At 60.2% G+C, this 17,517-nt stretch carries 12 protein-coding genes and 3 pseudogenes; 10 read left to right on the top strand and 5 right to left on the bottom strand.

Annotated features, from left to right (window positions below; genetic code table 11):
* Positions 1–1,279 (bottom strand): annotated as a pseudogene (locus AC0YKC_RS32080) (hypothetical protein); the annotation flags it as partial.
* 476 nt (positions 1,280–1,755) lie between these two features.
* On the opposite strand from AC0YKC_RS32080, the gene AC0YKC_RS32075 reads away from it, so the two are divergent.
* Positions 1,756–2,037 carry a hypothetical protein gene (locus tag AC0YKC_RS32075; RefSeq protein ID WP_488513962.1) on the top strand — a complete coding sequence of 94 codons (282 nt, stop codon included), beginning with the start codon at positions 1,756–1,758 and terminating at the stop codon, positions 2,035–2,037.
* Positions 2,038–2,741: 704 nt separating this feature from the next.
* Here the strand turns inward: AC0YKC_RS32075 and AC0YKC_RS32070 are convergent.
* The 4 genes and pseudogenes from AC0YKC_RS32070 to AC0YKC_RS32055 form a co-directional block, all read right to left on the bottom strand.
* Positions 2,742–3,917, bottom strand: a complete 1,176-nt coding sequence (locus AC0YKC_RS32070) for a cytochrome P450 (RefSeq protein ID WP_488513961.1) — start codon at positions 3,915–3,917, stop codon at positions 2,742–2,744.
* A gap of 1,374 nt (positions 3,918–5,291) precedes the next feature.
* A pseudogene (locus AC0YKC_RS32065) lies at positions 5,292–6,290 on the bottom strand (alcohol dehydrogenase catalytic domain-containing protein).
* A gap of 315 nt (positions 6,291–6,605) precedes the next feature.
* Positions 6,606–6,698, bottom strand: a pseudogene (locus tag AC0YKC_RS32060) (transposase); the annotation flags it as partial.
* A 320-nt stretch (positions 6,699–7,018) separates the two neighbouring features.
* Positions 7,019–8,080, bottom strand: a complete 1,062-nt coding sequence (locus tag AC0YKC_RS32055; RefSeq protein WP_488513960.1) for a hemin-degrading factor — start codon at positions 8,078–8,080, stop codon at positions 7,019–7,021.
* 577 nt (positions 8,081–8,657) lie between these two features.
* Here AC0YKC_RS32055 and AC0YKC_RS32050 point away from each other — a divergent pair.
* From AC0YKC_RS32050 to nifA, 9 genes are all read left to right on the top strand, one after another.
* The gene (locus AC0YKC_RS32050; RefSeq protein ID WP_488513959.1) at positions 8,658–8,978 is read left to right on the top strand and encodes a HesB/IscA family protein; all 321 of its coding nucleotides are present in this window, start codon (positions 8,658–8,660) and stop codon (positions 8,976–8,978) included.
* Positions 8,979–8,992: 14 nt separating this feature from the next.
* Positions 8,993–10,210, top strand: coding sequence for a cysteine desulfurase NifS (gene nifS, locus AC0YKC_RS32045; RefSeq protein WP_488513958.1), 1,218 nt, complete (start codon positions 8,993–8,995; stop codon positions 10,208–10,210).
* Positions 10,207–11,403, top strand: coding sequence for a homocitrate synthase (gene nifV, locus AC0YKC_RS32040; RefSeq protein ID WP_488513957.1), 1,197 nt, complete (start codon positions 10,207–10,209; stop codon positions 11,401–11,403). Before nifS ends, nifV begins: the two co-directional genes overlap by 4 nt.
* Positions 11,400–11,780 (top strand): nitrogenase stabilizing/protective protein NifW, encoded by a 381-nt coding sequence (gene nifW / locus AC0YKC_RS32035; RefSeq protein WP_488513956.1) that lies wholly within the window; start codon positions 11,400–11,402, stop codon positions 11,778–11,780. The genes nifV and nifW overlap by 4 nt, the downstream gene beginning before the upstream one ends.
* 185 nt (positions 11,781–11,965) lie before the next feature.
* A complete protein-coding gene (locus tag AC0YKC_RS32030; protein ID WP_488513955.1) occupies positions 11,966–12,817 on the top strand; it encodes an electron transfer flavoprotein subunit beta/FixA family protein in 852 nt (283 codons plus the stop codon).
* Between the two features lie 15 nt (positions 12,818–12,832).
* Positions 12,833–13,942, top strand: a complete 1,110-nt coding sequence (locus AC0YKC_RS32025) for an electron transfer flavoprotein subunit alpha/FixB family protein (RefSeq protein ID WP_488513954.1) — start codon at positions 12,833–12,835, stop codon at positions 13,940–13,942.
* A 10-nt stretch (positions 13,943–13,952) separates the two neighbouring features.
* Positions 13,953–15,260 carry an FAD-binding protein gene (locus AC0YKC_RS32020; protein ID WP_488513953.1) on the top strand — a complete coding sequence of 436 codons (1,308 nt, stop codon included), beginning with the start codon at positions 13,953–13,955 and terminating at the stop codon, positions 15,258–15,260.
* Between the two features lie 10 nt (positions 15,261–15,270).
* Positions 15,271–15,564: a ferredoxin family protein gene (locus AC0YKC_RS32015; RefSeq protein ID WP_488513952.1), complete on the top strand. Its 294-nt coding sequence runs from the start codon at positions 15,271–15,273 to the stop codon at positions 15,562–15,564.
* A 163-nt stretch (positions 15,565–15,727) separates the two neighbouring features.
* Complete coding sequence (gene nifA, locus AC0YKC_RS32010) at positions 15,728–17,485, top strand: nif-specific transcriptional activator NifA (RefSeq protein ID WP_488513951.1); 1,758 nt, start codon at positions 15,728–15,730, stop codon at positions 17,483–17,485.
* Positions 17,486–17,517 lie beyond the last annotated feature (32 nt).

Below are 17,517 nucleotides of genomic sequence, written 5' to 3'. Positions count from 1 at the left end.
GTTGGTCGGAACGGCGAAGCATCTCACCGGCGATCAGGGCTATAGCCTCGCGACAAGCCGCCGCTTCCGGCCACTTGCTGAAGCCGTTTGCCAGGTTCGACATCTCCTGCGGAGTAAATTCAGAGAGTTGGTCGTAACGGCGAAGCAGCTCGCCAGCGATAGCGATTGAGGCGCCGTGCAAGCTCTCCACATGCGGCCACTTGCTGAAGCCATTCACCAGGTTCGAAAGTTCCTGCGGGGTAAAGTCTGAGGGTCGGGCGGAGCGGTCCCCACGGCCGCCAAGAACCGCAATGCCGATCGCGGCCGCTGCTTTGCGACACTGCGCCTGTTCCGGCCACTTGCTGAAGCCGTTTACCAGGTTAGCCAGGTTCTGCGGAGTAAATTCAGAGAGTTGGTCGGCACGGCGAAGCACCTCACCGGCGATCATGGCTGTGGCCTCGCGACAAGCCGCCGCTTCCGGCCACTTGCTGAAACCGTTCACCAAGTTACCCATGTTCTGCGGAGTAAATTCGGAGAGTTGGTCGGAACGGCGAAGCACCTCACCGGCGATTGCGAGCGCGGCGTGACGGATGTTCTCCTCGTGCGGCCATTTACTGAGGCCGTTCACCAACGTCGACAATTCCTGCGGAATGAAACCAGAGAGCTGGTCGGCGCGGTGATGGACCTCACTGGCGATTGCAACTATGGCGTCGCGACAGTCCTTCGGCCATTTGCTCAAACCGTTCACCAGCAGCGCCAGACTTTGACTGTTGAGCTTTTTAAGTATGCGTCTGTCGTAGCGACAGACCTTGGCGATCCTGATCACGCCATTGCGGCATTCCGCCATCCGGGGATGCCGTCCGAACGATGATGACAAGAGCGCAAGCGCCCTGGGTTCGATTTGGCTGATCAGCGCATTATCAAGCTGCGCCACCCGAGCTGCCATGGCCCTGCAGGCTTCGATACCCTCCCGCCCTCCCGCCTCCCGGTTCACTGTGTTGCATGCTGTGGCATACCCCCATGTTGTCCCGGCGCCGATGTCTTTGTTCAAGTTTGGCAGCAATTCACGCGTGAACCGGGCGGCCGCCTTTTGCAGAAATATCGCGTATTTCTCGCGGTGCGCGCTTTGCAGGGACTTGTTATGGTTCACCACGGCAGTTGAAAATCGAACGATGCCGCAGGCGCCATCGATCTCACGCAAGGCGGCAATCAGTTGTTCTTGCTCGATTGCGTCTTGGCCGCCTTGAGCCGAGACATCGTCGATACGCCGCCCTCCTGGTCCTGCATTGAGATTGGACACGGTTTGCCTACGGGGCGGGCGCCCGCCTGCCTGCGAGCCTCCGGCCGCGCGATCGCTGCGCCAAGGTTCGCCCTCGCCTGAACGCGGTGAACTTTCTTGTCGGCGGAATGCGTCCCGATGCTGCCGATCAGTCTGGTGCACACCAGCTTGCGAACCTCCGGCCGTTCGACCGGGGCGCCAAGTTTCTCCGCGAGCACCTGCTTGCGAACCTCCGGCGGCCTCATTGCCGCGCCAGGGCTCGCTATCGGAACTCGAGAGGCTTTTTTCTGGGGCTGGCGCGTCACCCTCCGGCACCCAGGAAGATGGACGACGACGCCCAACCGCACGCGGCAACGCCCCGGGGATCGCAGGGGGGGCAACTGAGGAGCTGGCAGGCCTGTCTCGAACGGCATCATCGGCAAGGGGCAGGCTGCGAACGGAGGACGTCCCTTCATGTTGAGGCTCAGAGCGCATCCGCGCCACGATGGAAGCGAACGATGGGCCGCCTGTTCCAGGGGTTAAACCTGATTCCGGGCGCCAGCTGCTCGATCCCCGCGCGTTGTCGGTTCTCGCATCCCCAATACGCGAATTCCCGGCTCGGCCAATGCCCGTCATTATCCATCTCCGATATCGGCGAGAATGCCGCTGCCTACGTTGTCAAGTCCGACCACCAGCCGGGCGACCTGTGCCGTCACGACCGCCCTGCGGCCTCCGACGCCGGACATGCCCGCTGCTTTCATCGATTGCGAAGGCGTCTGAAGGACACGCCCGCCTCATAGACCTCTTGCAAGTCTTGTCGCCCGCCTCGGACGCCCTCGCTCAAGCCGCATAACCGGACCCGCTTGCATCGGCGCCCGGCGACGCCAGCGCAGCCTGGGCGAAGGCATTCCACAATCGACTCGATGGAGAACATGGGCTTGGCGCGCCTGTACTAACTTAAAGACTGAGACCACCACCCAAGCCCCCGAGCAAACCAGCGCGCATCCGATCGTCACTGCTCGCCGGCCTACCCATCGCGCCAGACCCTCAACACCGAGAGGCAGATCGCGGGGGCAGGATTTGCTGGCTGAATACGCAAGTAAAGGTCCCCGTTCGCGGCATGACAAGATGTCCACCATCGCTGCAAATCAGTCGGTGCCCCTCGGCTGCCCGCGGCGCTCATTCCAAGCCACCACATAGCCTTGGTTGCTGACAAAAACCTGACTTGCTCGCAACGTCCCAAAAGGGAAAACCGGGTTTGCTTCTCTTCGGCGCTCAAATCACTGTTTAGGAAGTCGGCCGGAATATTGTTGGCGAGTAGCACCGTCTCGGCATCAGGCAGGATCAGTGGCTCGTCTTCAACTACCAGAACCGCTCGATGTCGGAAACGTACGGCGCTGCCCACCCGTAGCAGGCCTATCCGAAAGCCTCGCTCCGGGGCGTGACTCAGGGATCATGCATAGAATGCATTTTCCTCAGCCCGGTTCACGACCAGCGTAATTGGTCATGACAGCTTAACCGGCAAATTGATCGGCCCTCGAAAGCCGAAGCCGTGCCACTGCACCACCTGAGGATCCGGCAGCGTCATATTTGGAAAACGCTCGAATAGCATGGGCAGCATGATTGCCCCTACGGTTTGACGCGAGATTTGCGCGCCTGCACAGTGATGCGGCCCCGAGCCGAAGGACTGATGCGAAATCTTTTGGCGGAAGACGTTGAAGCGCTCTCCGTCTTCGAAGACCTCTTCATCGCGATTGGCCGAAGCTTGGATGGTCATCACGGTATCGCCCTTCGAGATAAGAAAACCGCGAATCTCCGTGTCCTCCCGCACGAGGCGGGAACTCGCCTGAATCGGAGCAATCCACCGCACGCCCTCCTCGAAGGCCTGCCCCCAGCATTGCTGCCTCTTGACCTCCTCCAACTGCTCGGGGTTGGTCAGCAATCCGTAGACGATCGTACCGAGAGCGTCGCGGGGCTCGTTAATTCCCCCGCCAATGGCGATCTTGATGTTGGCATACATCTGACTCATGGGTATCGGATCAGGCGCGTTCACCATGATCGCGAATGCCGAGGGGTTCGGTTCCGCCCTGTGCTTTTCGATTAGGTTGTCGAAGAGCCTGTTCATCTCGGCATTGGCTTCGTCAGATCGCTCGAATGGCTCCGGTTGCCATCCAAAATTGCCCGCCCCGTCGATCAGCCGCTGCGACCAGCGTATCATCTCTGCGTCGGATGCTCCGCAAATCCCGAGGATATGAGCGAGAATGCGGGCGGCCACCGGGCCGCAGATCTCTGCAAACAGATCCACTGTGCCGCCGCGCGGAAGGCGATCCAGATACTCGTTCACGATGTCTCGATAGATTGGCGCCCAATGTTCCGCGATAGTCTTGGGGGCGAAAGCCTTGGCCATGGCCATTCTTTCGCGGGCGTGTTCCGCGCCATCCTTTCGCATCAGAGTATGGGCCTGAAAGGCCGGCTTCATCGGTGTGTTGGGATCATCCGAACTGAAGAGCTCGGGTTGGTCCTTCACCATTTTCGTGTCGGACGCCTTAGTGAGAAACGTCCGCTTCACGGAGGCAACGTGCACCACGGGGGTCTGTGCGCGCATCCGGCGATAAATCGGATATGGGTCGAATGTAAGCTCGTCGATCGTGGATACCCGATCTACTGGCACCAGTCGCATGGCGGGACTTCTCCTCTTAGTTTATTTGATATCAGCCGATGTACGCTACATCCACGGCGGTTACCGCGATTGAGCACACCAAGCCGGGGGCCTTCGACCATTAGGGCGCGCACGACCGCGTGTCCGATGAAGCCTGATCCCTATCGCCATGGTTCAAACAGGGCTGCGGCTCTCCGGGTATGCCTCTAGTTCGGGCGGGTAAAGTTCTGTCAGCCGCCACAACCCATGGCCTCTTCCTCCGATTTGAACGCTCGCGTTAGATCTCGCGTATTTGGACAGCGCCGTCGGCAAACGCGATTTTTAAACCGCCATGCCAGCCGGTGGCCTTCACCGAAGAACGCTTGCAGATTCGTCTCTTTAACCGCTGTCCGGGGATCGACTCCTGCATTCTCTGCGAGGGTGGCCTTGAAGTGTTATTGGCTCTCGCAGACTTTCTCTGAACTCAGAAGCTCGCTCGCCTGCTCAATCTGCCTTCAATTCATCAGCCCTTTGGGCAGCACGCTCCTTCACGCGCGCCACGATCGCATCCAAATTCCTTTGTCACTCAGAACCAGGTGATTTTTCGGCCAGTTCAGATTCGCATTCGGCGCCGAGTGCTCTGACGCCAGTGGCAGCCAAACGGATGGCTGCATCAACCTCCCTCAAAGTTTCCCATTTTCTTTTGTCCTACGGAACGGGGCGCTTCGACTGGACAGCTCTTGATCTGTCTGAGGCGCTGTTATCTCGCACGCCGGGTGGAGTATAGGGGGCGGACTGCGCCTCGCATGGACCAGGAACACAACATGTGGAAAAGTCCAAGTGTAACCGTCGGCGACGTGTGCGAGGCTGATGCCGGCCATGAAGCGTCGGCGTCGATATTCCGCGGCTCGCTTATTCCCGCATCATGGATATCATAGCCAGTTCACCATGCCTTCCCGTTGTTGCGGGAAGGCATGGTGAACTGGCTCGATCCCGTGGCTGCGATCTGCTCACCCGTGGTGACGGCAGGCAAGCTGAGGCCGAGGCCGAAGGCTACTATATGCAAACTCGAGGATGATGTGGGCTCCAACGATATGCTCGATCCAGGTCGAATCCGGGATGGGGTGGAGGCGCAACGACCGCCAGCGCCACGTCGCGCACCCGCGTCCTTATCCATCGCTCGGCCGGAGCGGTCCCGCGCGTGGCTATCGGGCTAGGGCGCTCAGCGTTTTGCAGCAGGGTCATCGACGAAGGCCTAAGATGGATCGGCGCACTGCCGACCGCCAGACGCCTGGAACGATCCGAAGTCTCGGTACCGCTTCGAACTTTCGGTCGACGACTTGGCGGCAATGAGCCTTACTAACCGCATCGATCTTCTCGAGAGCAACATGCCCGCTAGCGAGCGCCAAGCGATTTTCATCGCGGAGTCCCTTGAGCCTCACCACGGATGCCGCACCCCAGCGGGCCCTTCAGTTCCAGTGGCACGTTGGGCAGCTTCACCGCGTTGCGTTCGGTCGCGATGGCGTAAGTCGCGAAAGATGAATGTGCGAAGAAGTTTGCGCTGACGGGACGATCGTGGCAGTCACACACTGACGTGGTGCCGCCCATCCGCGCGCATTTGAAATTCTGCTCGTAGAACTCGACACAATAAAACGGCTGCCCGCTCGTACACTTTTCGCATTTTCCGCAGTAGGCGTACGAAAGGGCGACGTGATCCCCAGGTACAAGTCCCGAGACGCCGGATCCTGTCGCTTCGACCACACCCGATCCCTAGTGTCCCAGCACGAGCGGTAACGGGACCGCGTAACCCTGGTCACGCACCACCATGTCAGTATGACAGACACCAGATGCCACGATGCGGACGAGGATTTCGTCAGTTCTCTCAATCTCAAGGGGCCACCCTTCTGGCGGGTAATGGCAGCGGTGGCTTGGGTCATGCTCTTCTCCCGAATTCCCGGTCAGCGCGTCCGGCCGCCGTAGACAAATGGCGGCCGGTGCTATGATCAGGCCCTGCGCGATCAACTTGCCTGGCTCCTGGATGCCGAAGACAGTCAGCACCGCAAACAGGAAGCTGAGCGCAATGACGGCGACGAACGCGCCTGCCATGCCGCCGCGGTCGCCTCCAAGGGTGACGCCGCCAAGGATCGTGGCTGCCAGGGCGTTCATGAATACCCCGAGGCCTGGTTCGACCATGCCTGCCGAGGTCGCCGACATCTGCAGCAGCGCCCCGAGACCGACGAGAACGCCTGCGAGGAGATGCGCCGTGAAGACAATCCCGGCATATAGAATACCGGAAACCGGTGCTGCGCGGGGATTATCGCCAGCCGCCCTGAAGTACTTTCCAAAGATAAAGTAGCGGAACGCCAGGGCGACGAGGATCGACGCGATGATCCAGATGATGACGCTCCAGGACATGCCGATGAAGCGCGCGTTGGTAAGTTCCCGGATCCATGCCGGGATCGATCCGAGCGCACGCCCCGGCGCTGAAAATATTGCGTCAGGCCGAGAAGGATTGTCGACATGCTGAGTGTCGAGATCGCGGCTGAGGCCCTGACGTAGGCTATGAGAACGCTGTTGATGAGGCCCACGACGGTGCCGAGGGCCAGTGGCATCAGGACGAGCACGAATGCGGGATAGCCGTTCGGCTTTCCCGAACTGGCCAGATAGATGGACATCGCAAACACGCCGGCCACCAGATCGAACTCACCGCGTAATCCGCGAACTGCATTGTTCACGCGCCGCCTGCGCCACCGCCGCGCCCCGATCCTTCGTCAGGCTCACTGCCTCACGCTTGAACTCGCGGCTGAACTTCCTTCTGTGCATTTCCACTATCCATTTCGTTAGACAACTTATCTCGGTGTAGCAGGCCAAAGGGCGCGCTTTCACCTTCCTCCGGGTCCAAGCAGCTTTCGATATCCCGCTTGCAAGCAGCTGTGACGGGGCTTGGCGAAAAACCTAACCTTCTGCTTGGAGATAGAGCTACGTTATGACTTTCCGGGCTAAGCGTGCAGACAATACGCTGGTCGGGCGCGACGGATCGGAACGGACAGCCACACCCCCCACAGGTCTCGGCAGGCAAAAGACGCGAGCGGGGCTGCGCAAGCGCCGAGCGAACACCGAACACAACACGCAACGGCCTCGCATCATGTAGTGGTCGGAAGGAACATGCGTGGCAGGGTTTCGGCCAGCATTCGCCAGTCCTCGCGCTCGCCCTCGCCTTCATGGCGCTTGCCGAAGAACTGGATGATCATCTTGCCGTCGGAGCCATAGGCTTCGAGCGAGGTGACGTGACCGTACTTGGTCGGTTTGCGAACGGCCCAGACCTCGCGAATGTGGTGGGTCCCCAGATGCAGGTGGAAGCTCTCGTCGAGCACATTGATGCACGGCCCGATCGGTTTGACCGATTTGATCGGGCCGGAGTGGATCTGGACGCATCCACGATTGCCGACTAGGCACATAATCGGCATCTCGTCTTCGGCCACCTGTTGAAACATGGCGCCAATGGCATTCTTATCGAGCGCCCAAGCGTAATCCTCGCCGACCATACGCATCGCCTGGCAGCGTCTGAGCTTCAACGTCTTCAACATGTCGAGGAACTGATGCTCATCGTTCAGCCGACTCCAGCGGTCGCGCAAGTCCTCCCCCCTGGCGGCTTGGTCCGGAACCTCTGCTTCGCCTTCTGCTCGGCTCCCCTTGACCAACATGATTGGCTCGGGGCTCGAGGTTTCGAGTTGCGCCAGCAGCTGCTTATATCGATGGAGGTCTGAGGCGGGCCCGAGATACACCTTGTGCACCGCCTCGCCGGTGGCATCAAAGAATTGCATGCTGCGTCGAATGTCGTCACCATCGCGCTCCTCGATGGCAAAGCCGTACGCCCAAGCTTTCGGGAAGATGCGCAACTCGATGTCGTTACCGAGCACCATGGCATGGTGACTGCCCGGGACGACCTTGTCGTAGACGCCGATCTTTTCATGCACGGCGCCTTCATTGCGGGTCTGCGCCATCACCTCGCCGACCGCTTCGAGGCCGATCAGAACAGTGTTTACGCTTGGCGCAATGCGCACCGCGCCAAAGCCACAATGCGCGCCGACCAGTTCCGCTTCCGTTATGCCCAATTTGGCGGCGAGATCGTGCGCGCGTATTTTCGGGTTGTCTTGCCGCGCTTGGCGGATTTCGTGCGCCGATCGTCTTTCGCGCTGGTCCATGTCCTGCCTCTGCTTTCACCTGCTTGTTGAGGATCGGGTGTCTGCCCGATGGTCAATCGACAAAGCACCCCGCAATGCTCGATGCCGACCTGGTGCTCGTCAGGAACAGCGTTTTGCAGGGGAGCGTGCACGATCGCGGTCCCGGCCGTGCCGTCTGAGCAGCAAAAGCGGATTCCATCGACCCAGAGGACCTGACCGACATGACATGTTGTTTTAGTTCCTTCTTTCCATCGATCGCGATCGCACGCGCGGGATGATCATGGTCTCTGCGGTTCTCGCCGCATCGCTAACTTGAGTTTCAAAAGTCATGCCAATCCGGCTGAACCGCGCAGAAATCCTTCTGCCCACTCGTCAATGCTCTTACCTGCGAGTCCAGCGGCAACCGAGGCCGCACAATCTGTGACGAACTCGACAAACCCGACAGTGCATGTCGGGTGCGCGACGTCTTTCCAGCAATGGGGCGCAAGATTGATGGCAGCGTTGGAGGGATCGTGCCGTGCGGAAACGGCTTTTCCTTTTGGCACGGTTCATGCGGCGCGATCCGCGAAAACGTCACAAGCTGGGGAGAAGTCTCGCCATGATTACGCTCACCGACAACGCTGTTGCCGCAGCCAAGTCCGCTCTTTCCCGCGCCAGCGAGCCGGCGGAGGGCTTTCGCATTATGGTCCAGAGCGGCGGCTGCGCCGGCTTCAAATACTCAATGGGCCTGGAGAGTGTCTCGCGCCAGGGCGATGTGATCACTGAGACAGATGGGGTCAAGCTGTTTGTGGACGCAAACTCCCAACCCTTTGTCGCTGGAATGACCGTGGACTTCGTCGCTGGGCTCGAATCTTCCGGCTTTGTCTTCGACAACCCCAACGCGCGGGAGAAGTGCGGCTGCGGCAAGTCCTTCAGTTGACTGAGATCGTAGCTATGCGGCCTGTCTACCTCGACAACAATGCAACGACACGGGTCGATCCTGAGGTCGTGCAAGCGATGTTGCCGTTCTTCTCGGATCAATTCGGCAACCCTTCTTCGGCGCACGCCTTTGGCGCCTCGGTCGCGGCGGCTATAAAGAAGGCGCGGCGGCGGTTGCAAGCGCTGATTGGCGCGCAGTTTGACGATGAGATCACCTTCACCTCGGGTGGAACGGAAAGCGACAATACAGCAATTCTTTCGGCGCTTGAGGCGTTGCCCAACCGAACCGAGATCGTCACGTCGTCGGTCGAGCATCCCGCCGTGCTGTCGTTATGCGCGCATCTTGAGCAGACCCGCCGTGTCAAAGTCCACAGGATCCCGGTGGACCGTCGCGGCCGGCTTGACCTCGATGCCTACAAGGCCGCCCTCACCCCACACGTGGCAATCGTCTCGATAATGTGGGCGAACAATGAGACTGGTATGATCTTCCCCGTGGCCAAGCTTGCGGAGTTGGCAAAGGAAATCGGCGCTCTTTTCCATACCGACGCGGTGCAGGCGGTCGGCAAACTTCCGATAGACCTGAAATCGACGGAAATCGACATGCTGTCGCTCTCCGGCCACAAGCTTCATGGCCCCAAAGGGATCGGCGCACTTTGGGTAAAGCGTGGCGTGCCCTTCCGCTCGCTGATCAAGGGGGGACACCAAGAGCACGACAGGCGTGCCGGCACCGAGAATACTCCCGGCATAGTCGGACTCGGTATGGCAGCCGAACTCGCCCTGAAATTCTTGGACGACGCCGCGACACGGGTAAAATCGCTCCGCGACCGCCTGGAAGAGGGGATCCTCCGGCGCATCCCAGGCACTTGTGTCACTGGCGATCCAATGGAGCGGTTGCCAAACACCGCGAACATCTCATTTGAAACTGCCGAAAGCGACGCAATCCCACATCTGCTCAGCCGCCTGGACATCGCCTGTTCCTCCGGCTCCGCCTGCACCTCCGGCTCAATGCAACCGAGTCATGTCCTGAGCGCGATGAATATTCCACACGCAGCGGTCCGCTTCTCATTTGCGCGCGACAACGGCGAAGCGGACGTCGACCGGGTGCTTGAGGTTATGCCGGCAATCTTGGAGAAGCTGCGTGGCTCTCCCGGTTTCGGGCCGCGTGGGCTAAGGCCAGAAGTCGTTCGGTCAGGTCTAAGCCTGAGCGGCGGCGGAATAGGCCACCATTCATGAGCCGTGACGTCTTCCTCAACGATACAACCTTGCGTGATGGCGAACAGGCGCCCGGCGTCGCTTTTACGACGGCGGAAAAGCTGGAACTCGCCCAGGCTCTTGCCGCCGCCGGCGTCCCCGAAATCGAGATCGGCACGCCGATCATGGGCGCCGACGAAATCGAAACAATTCGCGCCGCGGTCGCGCGGCGTCTCCCGGCTCGGCTCATGGCGTGGTGCCGGATGAAGGAGCGGGACCTCGAGGCGGCGATCGAGAGCGGCATCCGCGCCGTCAATCTGTCGCTGCCTGCCTCGGACATTCAACTTGCCGCAAAGCTCGGCCTTGATGAGGCAGGAGCGCTCCAGGTCATCGAGGATATGGTCCGGCGTGCAGCCGCTGCCGGCTTCTTCGTTGCTGTGGGCTGCGAGGATGCTTCGCGGGCTGATTTGGATCATCTTGCCCGGGTCATCGAAACGGCTGCGCGCGCCGGGGCAAGCCGCGTCAGGCTGGCCGATACGGTCGGAATTCTCGATCCGTTTTCGACTTTCGAACTTGTCGCCCAGCTCATGGCGAAGTCCGAGATCGACCTCGAGTTTCATGCGCACAATGATCTTGGTCTTGCTGCCGCCAACACGCTGGCCGCGATCCGCGCAGGTGCGAGCCATGCCTCCGTCACCGTCCTCGGGCTCGGCGAGCGTGCGGGTAATGCCGCGCTGGAAGAGGTGGCAGTCGCGATGGCCGTGATCGACGGCGCGGATACCGGGATCGACCTGACCGCATTGCCCGACCTCGCTGCCAAGGTGGCTTGCGCTGCCCGCCGGCAAACCGCGCCTATGAAGCCGGTCGTCGGGGCCGATGTTTTCACCCACGAATCCGGCACTCACGTCGCCGGGTTGCTGAAGGACTCGCGCGCCTATCAGGGGCTCGACCCGGCTCTTGTGGGCCGCTGCAATCGTATCGTCATCGGTAAGCATTCCGGCGCAACCGCGATTGCTCGTGTGCTGAACGACAACGGTCGCGATCTCGATCCGGATCTGGCAGCCGCGATTGTGGCCCGCGTCCGCCGCAAGGCGTCCGAGACCAAATCTGCCGTCACTGCAACTCAACTGGTTGAGCTCTACGATAGTCTGCACAGCGAGGTATGTTCCGGGGATCTGCGGATCCAGCTGCGCGACGAACGCACGACAGTTGCCCGACGAGGGGGAATGCAATGAATTGTTCCGCTGACAGCCGCCCTATCGACGTTAGCGACATCCTCGCGCGACTAAAAGGCCTGTCGGCCGCGGAGGAGTTCTTCGCAGTCCTTGGGGTCTCTTATGATCCGAAGGTACTGAATGTCTCCCGGCTTCATATCATGAAACGCGTGGGCCAATACCTTGCGGAAGAAGATCTATCGGATCTGCCTGACCAAGTGATCGCCGCGCGGGTGCGCGCCACACTGCAACGCGCCTACGAGGACTTCGCGACCTCCTCGCCGCTTACGCACCGCATATTCAAGGTGCTCAAAGACCACGATCCGAACAAGCCTGCCACGCCGAGCCGTACATTCGTCCCGTTCGACTCCGTCCTGAAGCGGTTCGCAGAAGAATGAGTGCGCGAGATGGTTGCGACGCGCCAATGTCGAGAAGCCTACAAATCCTGTCATCACGAAGGCGATCCTGGAAGGAACCAACTGAGTATCCAGGAAAAGGAGTACGAAAAACGGTTGGCACGAATGATGCTGCCAAGGATCAACTGCCAGGCTCACATCCGGACAGAAGCCCAAAGAGACCGCCAATGCACACCGTAGTCTGCATCAAGCAGGTGCCGGACTCGGCACAGATACGGGTCCATCCCGTTACGAACACGATCATGCGCCAGGGCGTACCCACCATCATCAACCCTTACGACCTATTCGCCCTCGAAGAAGCACTCAGACTGCGTGACGATTATGGCGGCGAGGTCACCGTTCTCACCATGGGTCCGCCGATGGCAGAGGATGCGCTGCGCAAGGCGCTCGGTTACGGCGCCGACCGCGCGGTGCTCCTAACCGACCGCTATTTTGCCGGCTCCGACACGCTGGCGACCTCCTTCGCTCTTTCCCAGGCAATCGCGAAGGTTGGCGATACGTTCGGCACGCCAGATATCGTCTTCACTGGCAAGCAGACGATCGATGGCGACACCGCCCAGGTGGGGCCAGGCATCGCCAAGCGCCTCGACCTCTTGCAACTCACTTATGTCGCGAAGATTGCCTCCATTGATGTTGCTGCGCGCGAGATCAAAGTCGAGCGCCGCAGTGAAGGCGGCACGCAGATGCTGAAGAGCAGGCTCCCTTGTCTCATAACCATGCTGGAAGGCACCAATGAGATTCGCCGAGGCTCGCTCGAGGAGGCCCTGTGCGCCGCGCGCAGCCCGGTCTTGAAATGGAGTGCGGCCGACGCCGGCATTGATGACCTCACCAGATGCGGTCTGCGCGGGTCCCCGACGGTGGTCAAGCGCGTTTTCGCCCCTACGGCTCGGGCGCAAAAAGCGGCACAAATCGACACCGCCGAAAAGACCTTGCGCGATATCGCAGACGAGCTCATCGAGGCAATCTTAACCCGCCAGCCAGCGCTGGAACATGAGCTGGCCTTCAACGGCGGCGCGTGAGGGCAAGGAGAGACGATGTCGAGCGCGAACCGAGAAACCCCTCGCCCTGCCGCCGGCCGTGCCGGCATAAAGAAGGAACTGCCCGAGCATTTCAAGGACTACCGCCACGTCTGGGTCTTCATCGAGCTCGAACGCGGCCAGGTCCATCCTGTATCATTCGAACTGCTCGGCGAAGGCCGCAAGCTTGCCGACAAGCTTAATGTGGAGCTTGCGGCAATCGTGCTCGGACCACCGGCAGAGACCACTCAGTTTGCGGTAGCCGAGGCTTTCGCCTATGGCGCCGATCTCGTCTACAACGTCGAGGCGCCGCTGCTTGCCGACTATCGGAACGAGCCTTTCACCAAGGCCATGACGGATCTCGTCGACACCCACAAACCCGAGATCTTGCTTCTCGGGGCGACCACACTTGGCAGGGACCTTGCCGGTTCGGTGGCAACGACATTGCAGACAGGGCTCACGGCCGACTGCACCGAGCTCGACGTTGATGCCGACGGTTCGCTCGCCGCGACCCGTCCGACCTTCGGCGGTTCCTTGTTGTGCACCATCTATACGCTCAATTACCGGCCGCAGATGGCGACAGTGCGACCGCGGGTCATGCCCATGCCGCAGCGGGTGAATAAGCCGGTCGGGCGCGTCATCCGGCACCAGCTGTCGGTAGCCGAGGACGACATTGTCACCAAGATTCTAGGCTTCCTCCCCGATAGTCAGTCGGCAAAGGCAAATCTTGCCTATGCCGAGGTTGTTGTTGCGGGAGGTCTCGGTCTAGGCGCGGCGGAGAACCTGCAGCTTGTGAAGGATCTCGCGCGGGCAATCGGCGCCGAGCATGGCTGTTCGCGCCCGTTGGTCCAGAAGGGTTGGCTGTCGGCTGATCGGCAGATCGGCCAAACAGGCAAGACCATCCGCCCGAAGCTTTACATAGCGGCCGGAATTTCCGGCGCCATCCAGCACCGGGTTGGCGTCGAAGGGGCGGATCTCATCGTGGCTATCAACACTGACCCGAACGCGCCGATTTTCGATTTCGCCCATGTCGGGATTGTCACCGACGCGATCCGCTTTCTGCCCGCACTGACAGAGGCCTTCACGCGGCGACTGTCGCCCCACAGTCGCGATAAGATTGCGAACTAGGGAGCTGGACATGATCAAGGAAAAATTCGACGCCATTGTTGTGGGGGCCGGCATGTCCGGAAACGCGGCAGCTCACACCTTGGCAAGCCATGGCCTGAACGTGCTGCAGTTGGAGCGGGGTGAATATCCGGGCTCCAAGAATGTCCAGGGTGCAATCATGTACGCGAGCATGCTGGAGAAGATCATCCCGGATTTCCGTGATGACGCCCCTCTCGAGCGGCACCTGGTTGAACAGCGGCTTTGGGTGATGGACGACACATCCCACACCGGGATTCACTATCGCTCGGATGATTTCAACGAGGCGAAGCCCAACCGCTATACAATCATCCGCGCCCAATTCGATAAATGGTTTTCGCGTAAGGTGCGTGAGGCCGGTGCGACGGTCCTGTGCGAGACGACCGTGACCGACCTCGTCCGCGATGCCAAGGACAGGGTGGTTGGCGTCCTTACAGACCGGACCGGGGGAGCGATTTTCGCGGACGTTGTCGTCCTCGCAGAAGGCGTGTCCGGACTGCTTGGCACGCGGGCGGGGCTTCGCGAGATGCCGAAGCCGAAATCCGTGGCGCTCGCCGTCAAGGAAATGCATTTCCTGCCCGAAGAGGTCATCGAGCAGCGGTTCGGGCTCAAGGCCGGTGAAGGCTGTGTGATCGAGGCCGTGGGTACGATCTCCCGCAACATGGCCGGGCTCGGCTTTCTTTACACCAACAAGGAGTCGATCTCACTGGGCATCGGCTGCCTCGTTTCGGATTTCGCTGCGACGATGGAGAGCCCATACGCTCTTCTCGATGCGTTAAAAAACCATCCTTCGATCCGGCCGCTGATCGCCGGCTCGGAGGTGAAAGAATATGCCGCGCATCTCATCCCCGAAGGTGGCTACAAGGCGATTCCGCAGTTGTTTGGCGACGGCTGGGTGGTGGTCGGCGATGCCGCGCAATTAAACAACGCCGTGCACCGCGAGGGTTCGAACCTCGCCATGACCTCCGGTCGTATCGCGGCTGAGGCAATCGTGGACGTCAAGAGTCGCAAGCGTCCAATGACCAAACAGAACCTTGTCCTCTACAAGACCATGCTCGACAAGTCCTTCGTGGTCAAAGACCTAAAGAAATATAAGGATATGCCGGCGTTGCTCCACACCAATTCCCGAAATTTCTTCTCGACTTACCCGCGGTTGATGTCGCAGGCGGCTCAGAACGTCGTGCGGGTCGACGGCACCCCGAAGATCGATAAGGAAAGGGCGACCACTGCTGCCTTCATCAAGGCGCGTTCGCGCTGGGGGTTGCTGAGTGACGCCGTCCGCTTGGCATTGGCCTGGCGCTAGGAGACACGAGATGACAATCGCATCGGCACGCATTGAGGAGAAACTTTACCAGAACCGCTACCTGGTCGACTCGGGGCGCCCGCATATCAAAGTGCGACCGCACGAGAAGCCAAGCGCCAATCTGTTTGCGCTGACCCGCGTCTGCCCGGCCCAATGTTATGAATTGAACGACGAGGGCCAAGTGGAGATCACCGCCGACGGCTGCATGGAGTGCGGCACCTGTCGGCTGCTGTGCGAGGCCAGTGGTGAGATCGAGTGGAATTATCCGCGCGGCGGCTTCGGTGTCCTCTTCAAGTTCGGATGACCTGCGCATCCACGCGCCAATGCCAGAGTATGGCGACAATTTCCGCAAAGTGCAGCCAGACAATTTGCAATTGAACAGGGGCTCGTCAATATTGGGGTGTCGCGAGTCGACAGACCAAAAGGCGCTTTGGGAGGAGCACCCTTGCAACCCCTGAGGTGTTTCCATGGCTCAAACAGTGCGGGAACGGGTGGATGAGATTGGGCTTCGCAATAGCCGCTCACCTATCGAAACCATGCACGGGACGAACATCCCGCTCAGGGGAATCTACGAGATATGCGAGATTCTAACCGCACCTACGCGGCTGGAGATCACGCTTGCCAATGTCGTCAACATTCTCGCCTCGTTTGTGCAAATGCGTCACGGAGCAGTGATCGTCCTGGACGCGAAGGGAGAGGTGGAGATTGCTGCAACTACCGGCGACAACCTCGCACCTCAATCAGACAGGCGGCGCGTCATACCGCAAGCCGTGGCGGACCGAATCCTCGCTACAGGGGCGCCGCTCGTCATAGAGGACGTCTGCAAGTCCGAATTATTTCAGGGTGATCTTCAAACGGCTTCGAGCGGCGGCGCCATGCCGGTCACCTTCATCGGAGTGCCAGTAGAGGCTGACGATGAAATCCTCGGGACATTGTCGATCGACCGTATCAGTGGCGGCGCCGCCGGCGTGCGTTGCGACGAAGACGTACGCTTCCTGATGATGGTCGCCAACCTTGTCGGCCGGACCATCCGCCTCCATCGTATCCTAGGCACAGATCGCCAGCGGCTTATCGAGGAGCAACGGAGACCGGAGAAATCGCTCGACGATGCGACCCGCCTTGCCCGGCATCGGCATATCAAAATCGATGGGATCATCGGGGAAAGTCCCGCACTTAGGCAGGTGCTTGAAACCGTCGCGGTCGTAGCAAGGACCAACTCCACGGTGCTTTTGCGCGGTGAAAGCGGCACGGGCAAGGAATTTTTCGCGCAGGCCATCCATAAGCTTTCATCTCGCAGCAAGAAGGCCTTCGTCAAACTGAATTGCGCCGCGCTACCTGAAAGCGTTTTGGAATCGGAGTTGTTTGGCCATGAAAAGGGCGCCTTCACCGGGGCTGTCTCGCAGCGCGCCGGCCGTTTCGAATTAGCGCATGGCGGAACCCTGTTACTCGATGAAATCGGTGAGATTTCGCCTGCTTTTCAAGCGAAATTGTTGCGCGTCTTGCAGGAAGGCGAGTTGGAGCGCGTCGGCGGCACCAGGACGCTAACGGTCGACGTCCGGCTCATATGCGCCACTAACAAGGACCTTGAGACGGCTGTCGTGAATGGCGAGTTCAGGGCCGACCTTTACTATCGCATCAATGTGGTGCCAATCGTGCTGCCCCCGCTCAGAGAGCGACCAGGCGATATTCCACGCCTTGCGAAGGCCTTCCTCGATCGATTCAATAGGGAGAACGATCGCGAGCTCGCCTTCGCGCCGTCAGGGCTTGACCTGATCTCGCAATGCTACTTCCCCGGCAACGTCCGCGAGCTGGAAAACTGTGTGCGAAGGACGGCCACGCTTGCGCGTTCAAGCACGATTGCCGCTTCGGATTTCGCCTGCCAGAATAGCCAGTGCCTGTCTTCCCTCCTCTGGAAAGGGGCCGGCCGTTCAAACGGCAGCAATGCCAGCGATGAGTTCGGCCGCAACAGAACGCCGATTGCATCGCCGCTGGAGCACGGGCGCATCTGCGCGTCCGAGGGCGAGGTGGCGCCCGTCAATGCCGGCGATCCAAACGATCCTGCTTGGGGCGCAACCGGCATGCGTGTGACCGATCGCGTCCGGCTGATTGACGCAATGCAGAAGGCCGGCTGGGTTCAGGCCAAAGCTGCTCGTATCCTCGGCCTAACGCCGCGGCAAGTCGGCTATGCCCTGCGTCGGCATAATATCGAGGTGAAGAAGTTCTAAACGCCTGGCGATGTCAAACATCACTCCTCCTC

Source organism: Mesorhizobium sp. CNPSo 4661, assembly GCF_057784215.1.
The sequence above is the reverse complement of the archived record's forward strand: the minus strand, read 5'-3'. Positions and strand labels throughout refer to the sequence as shown.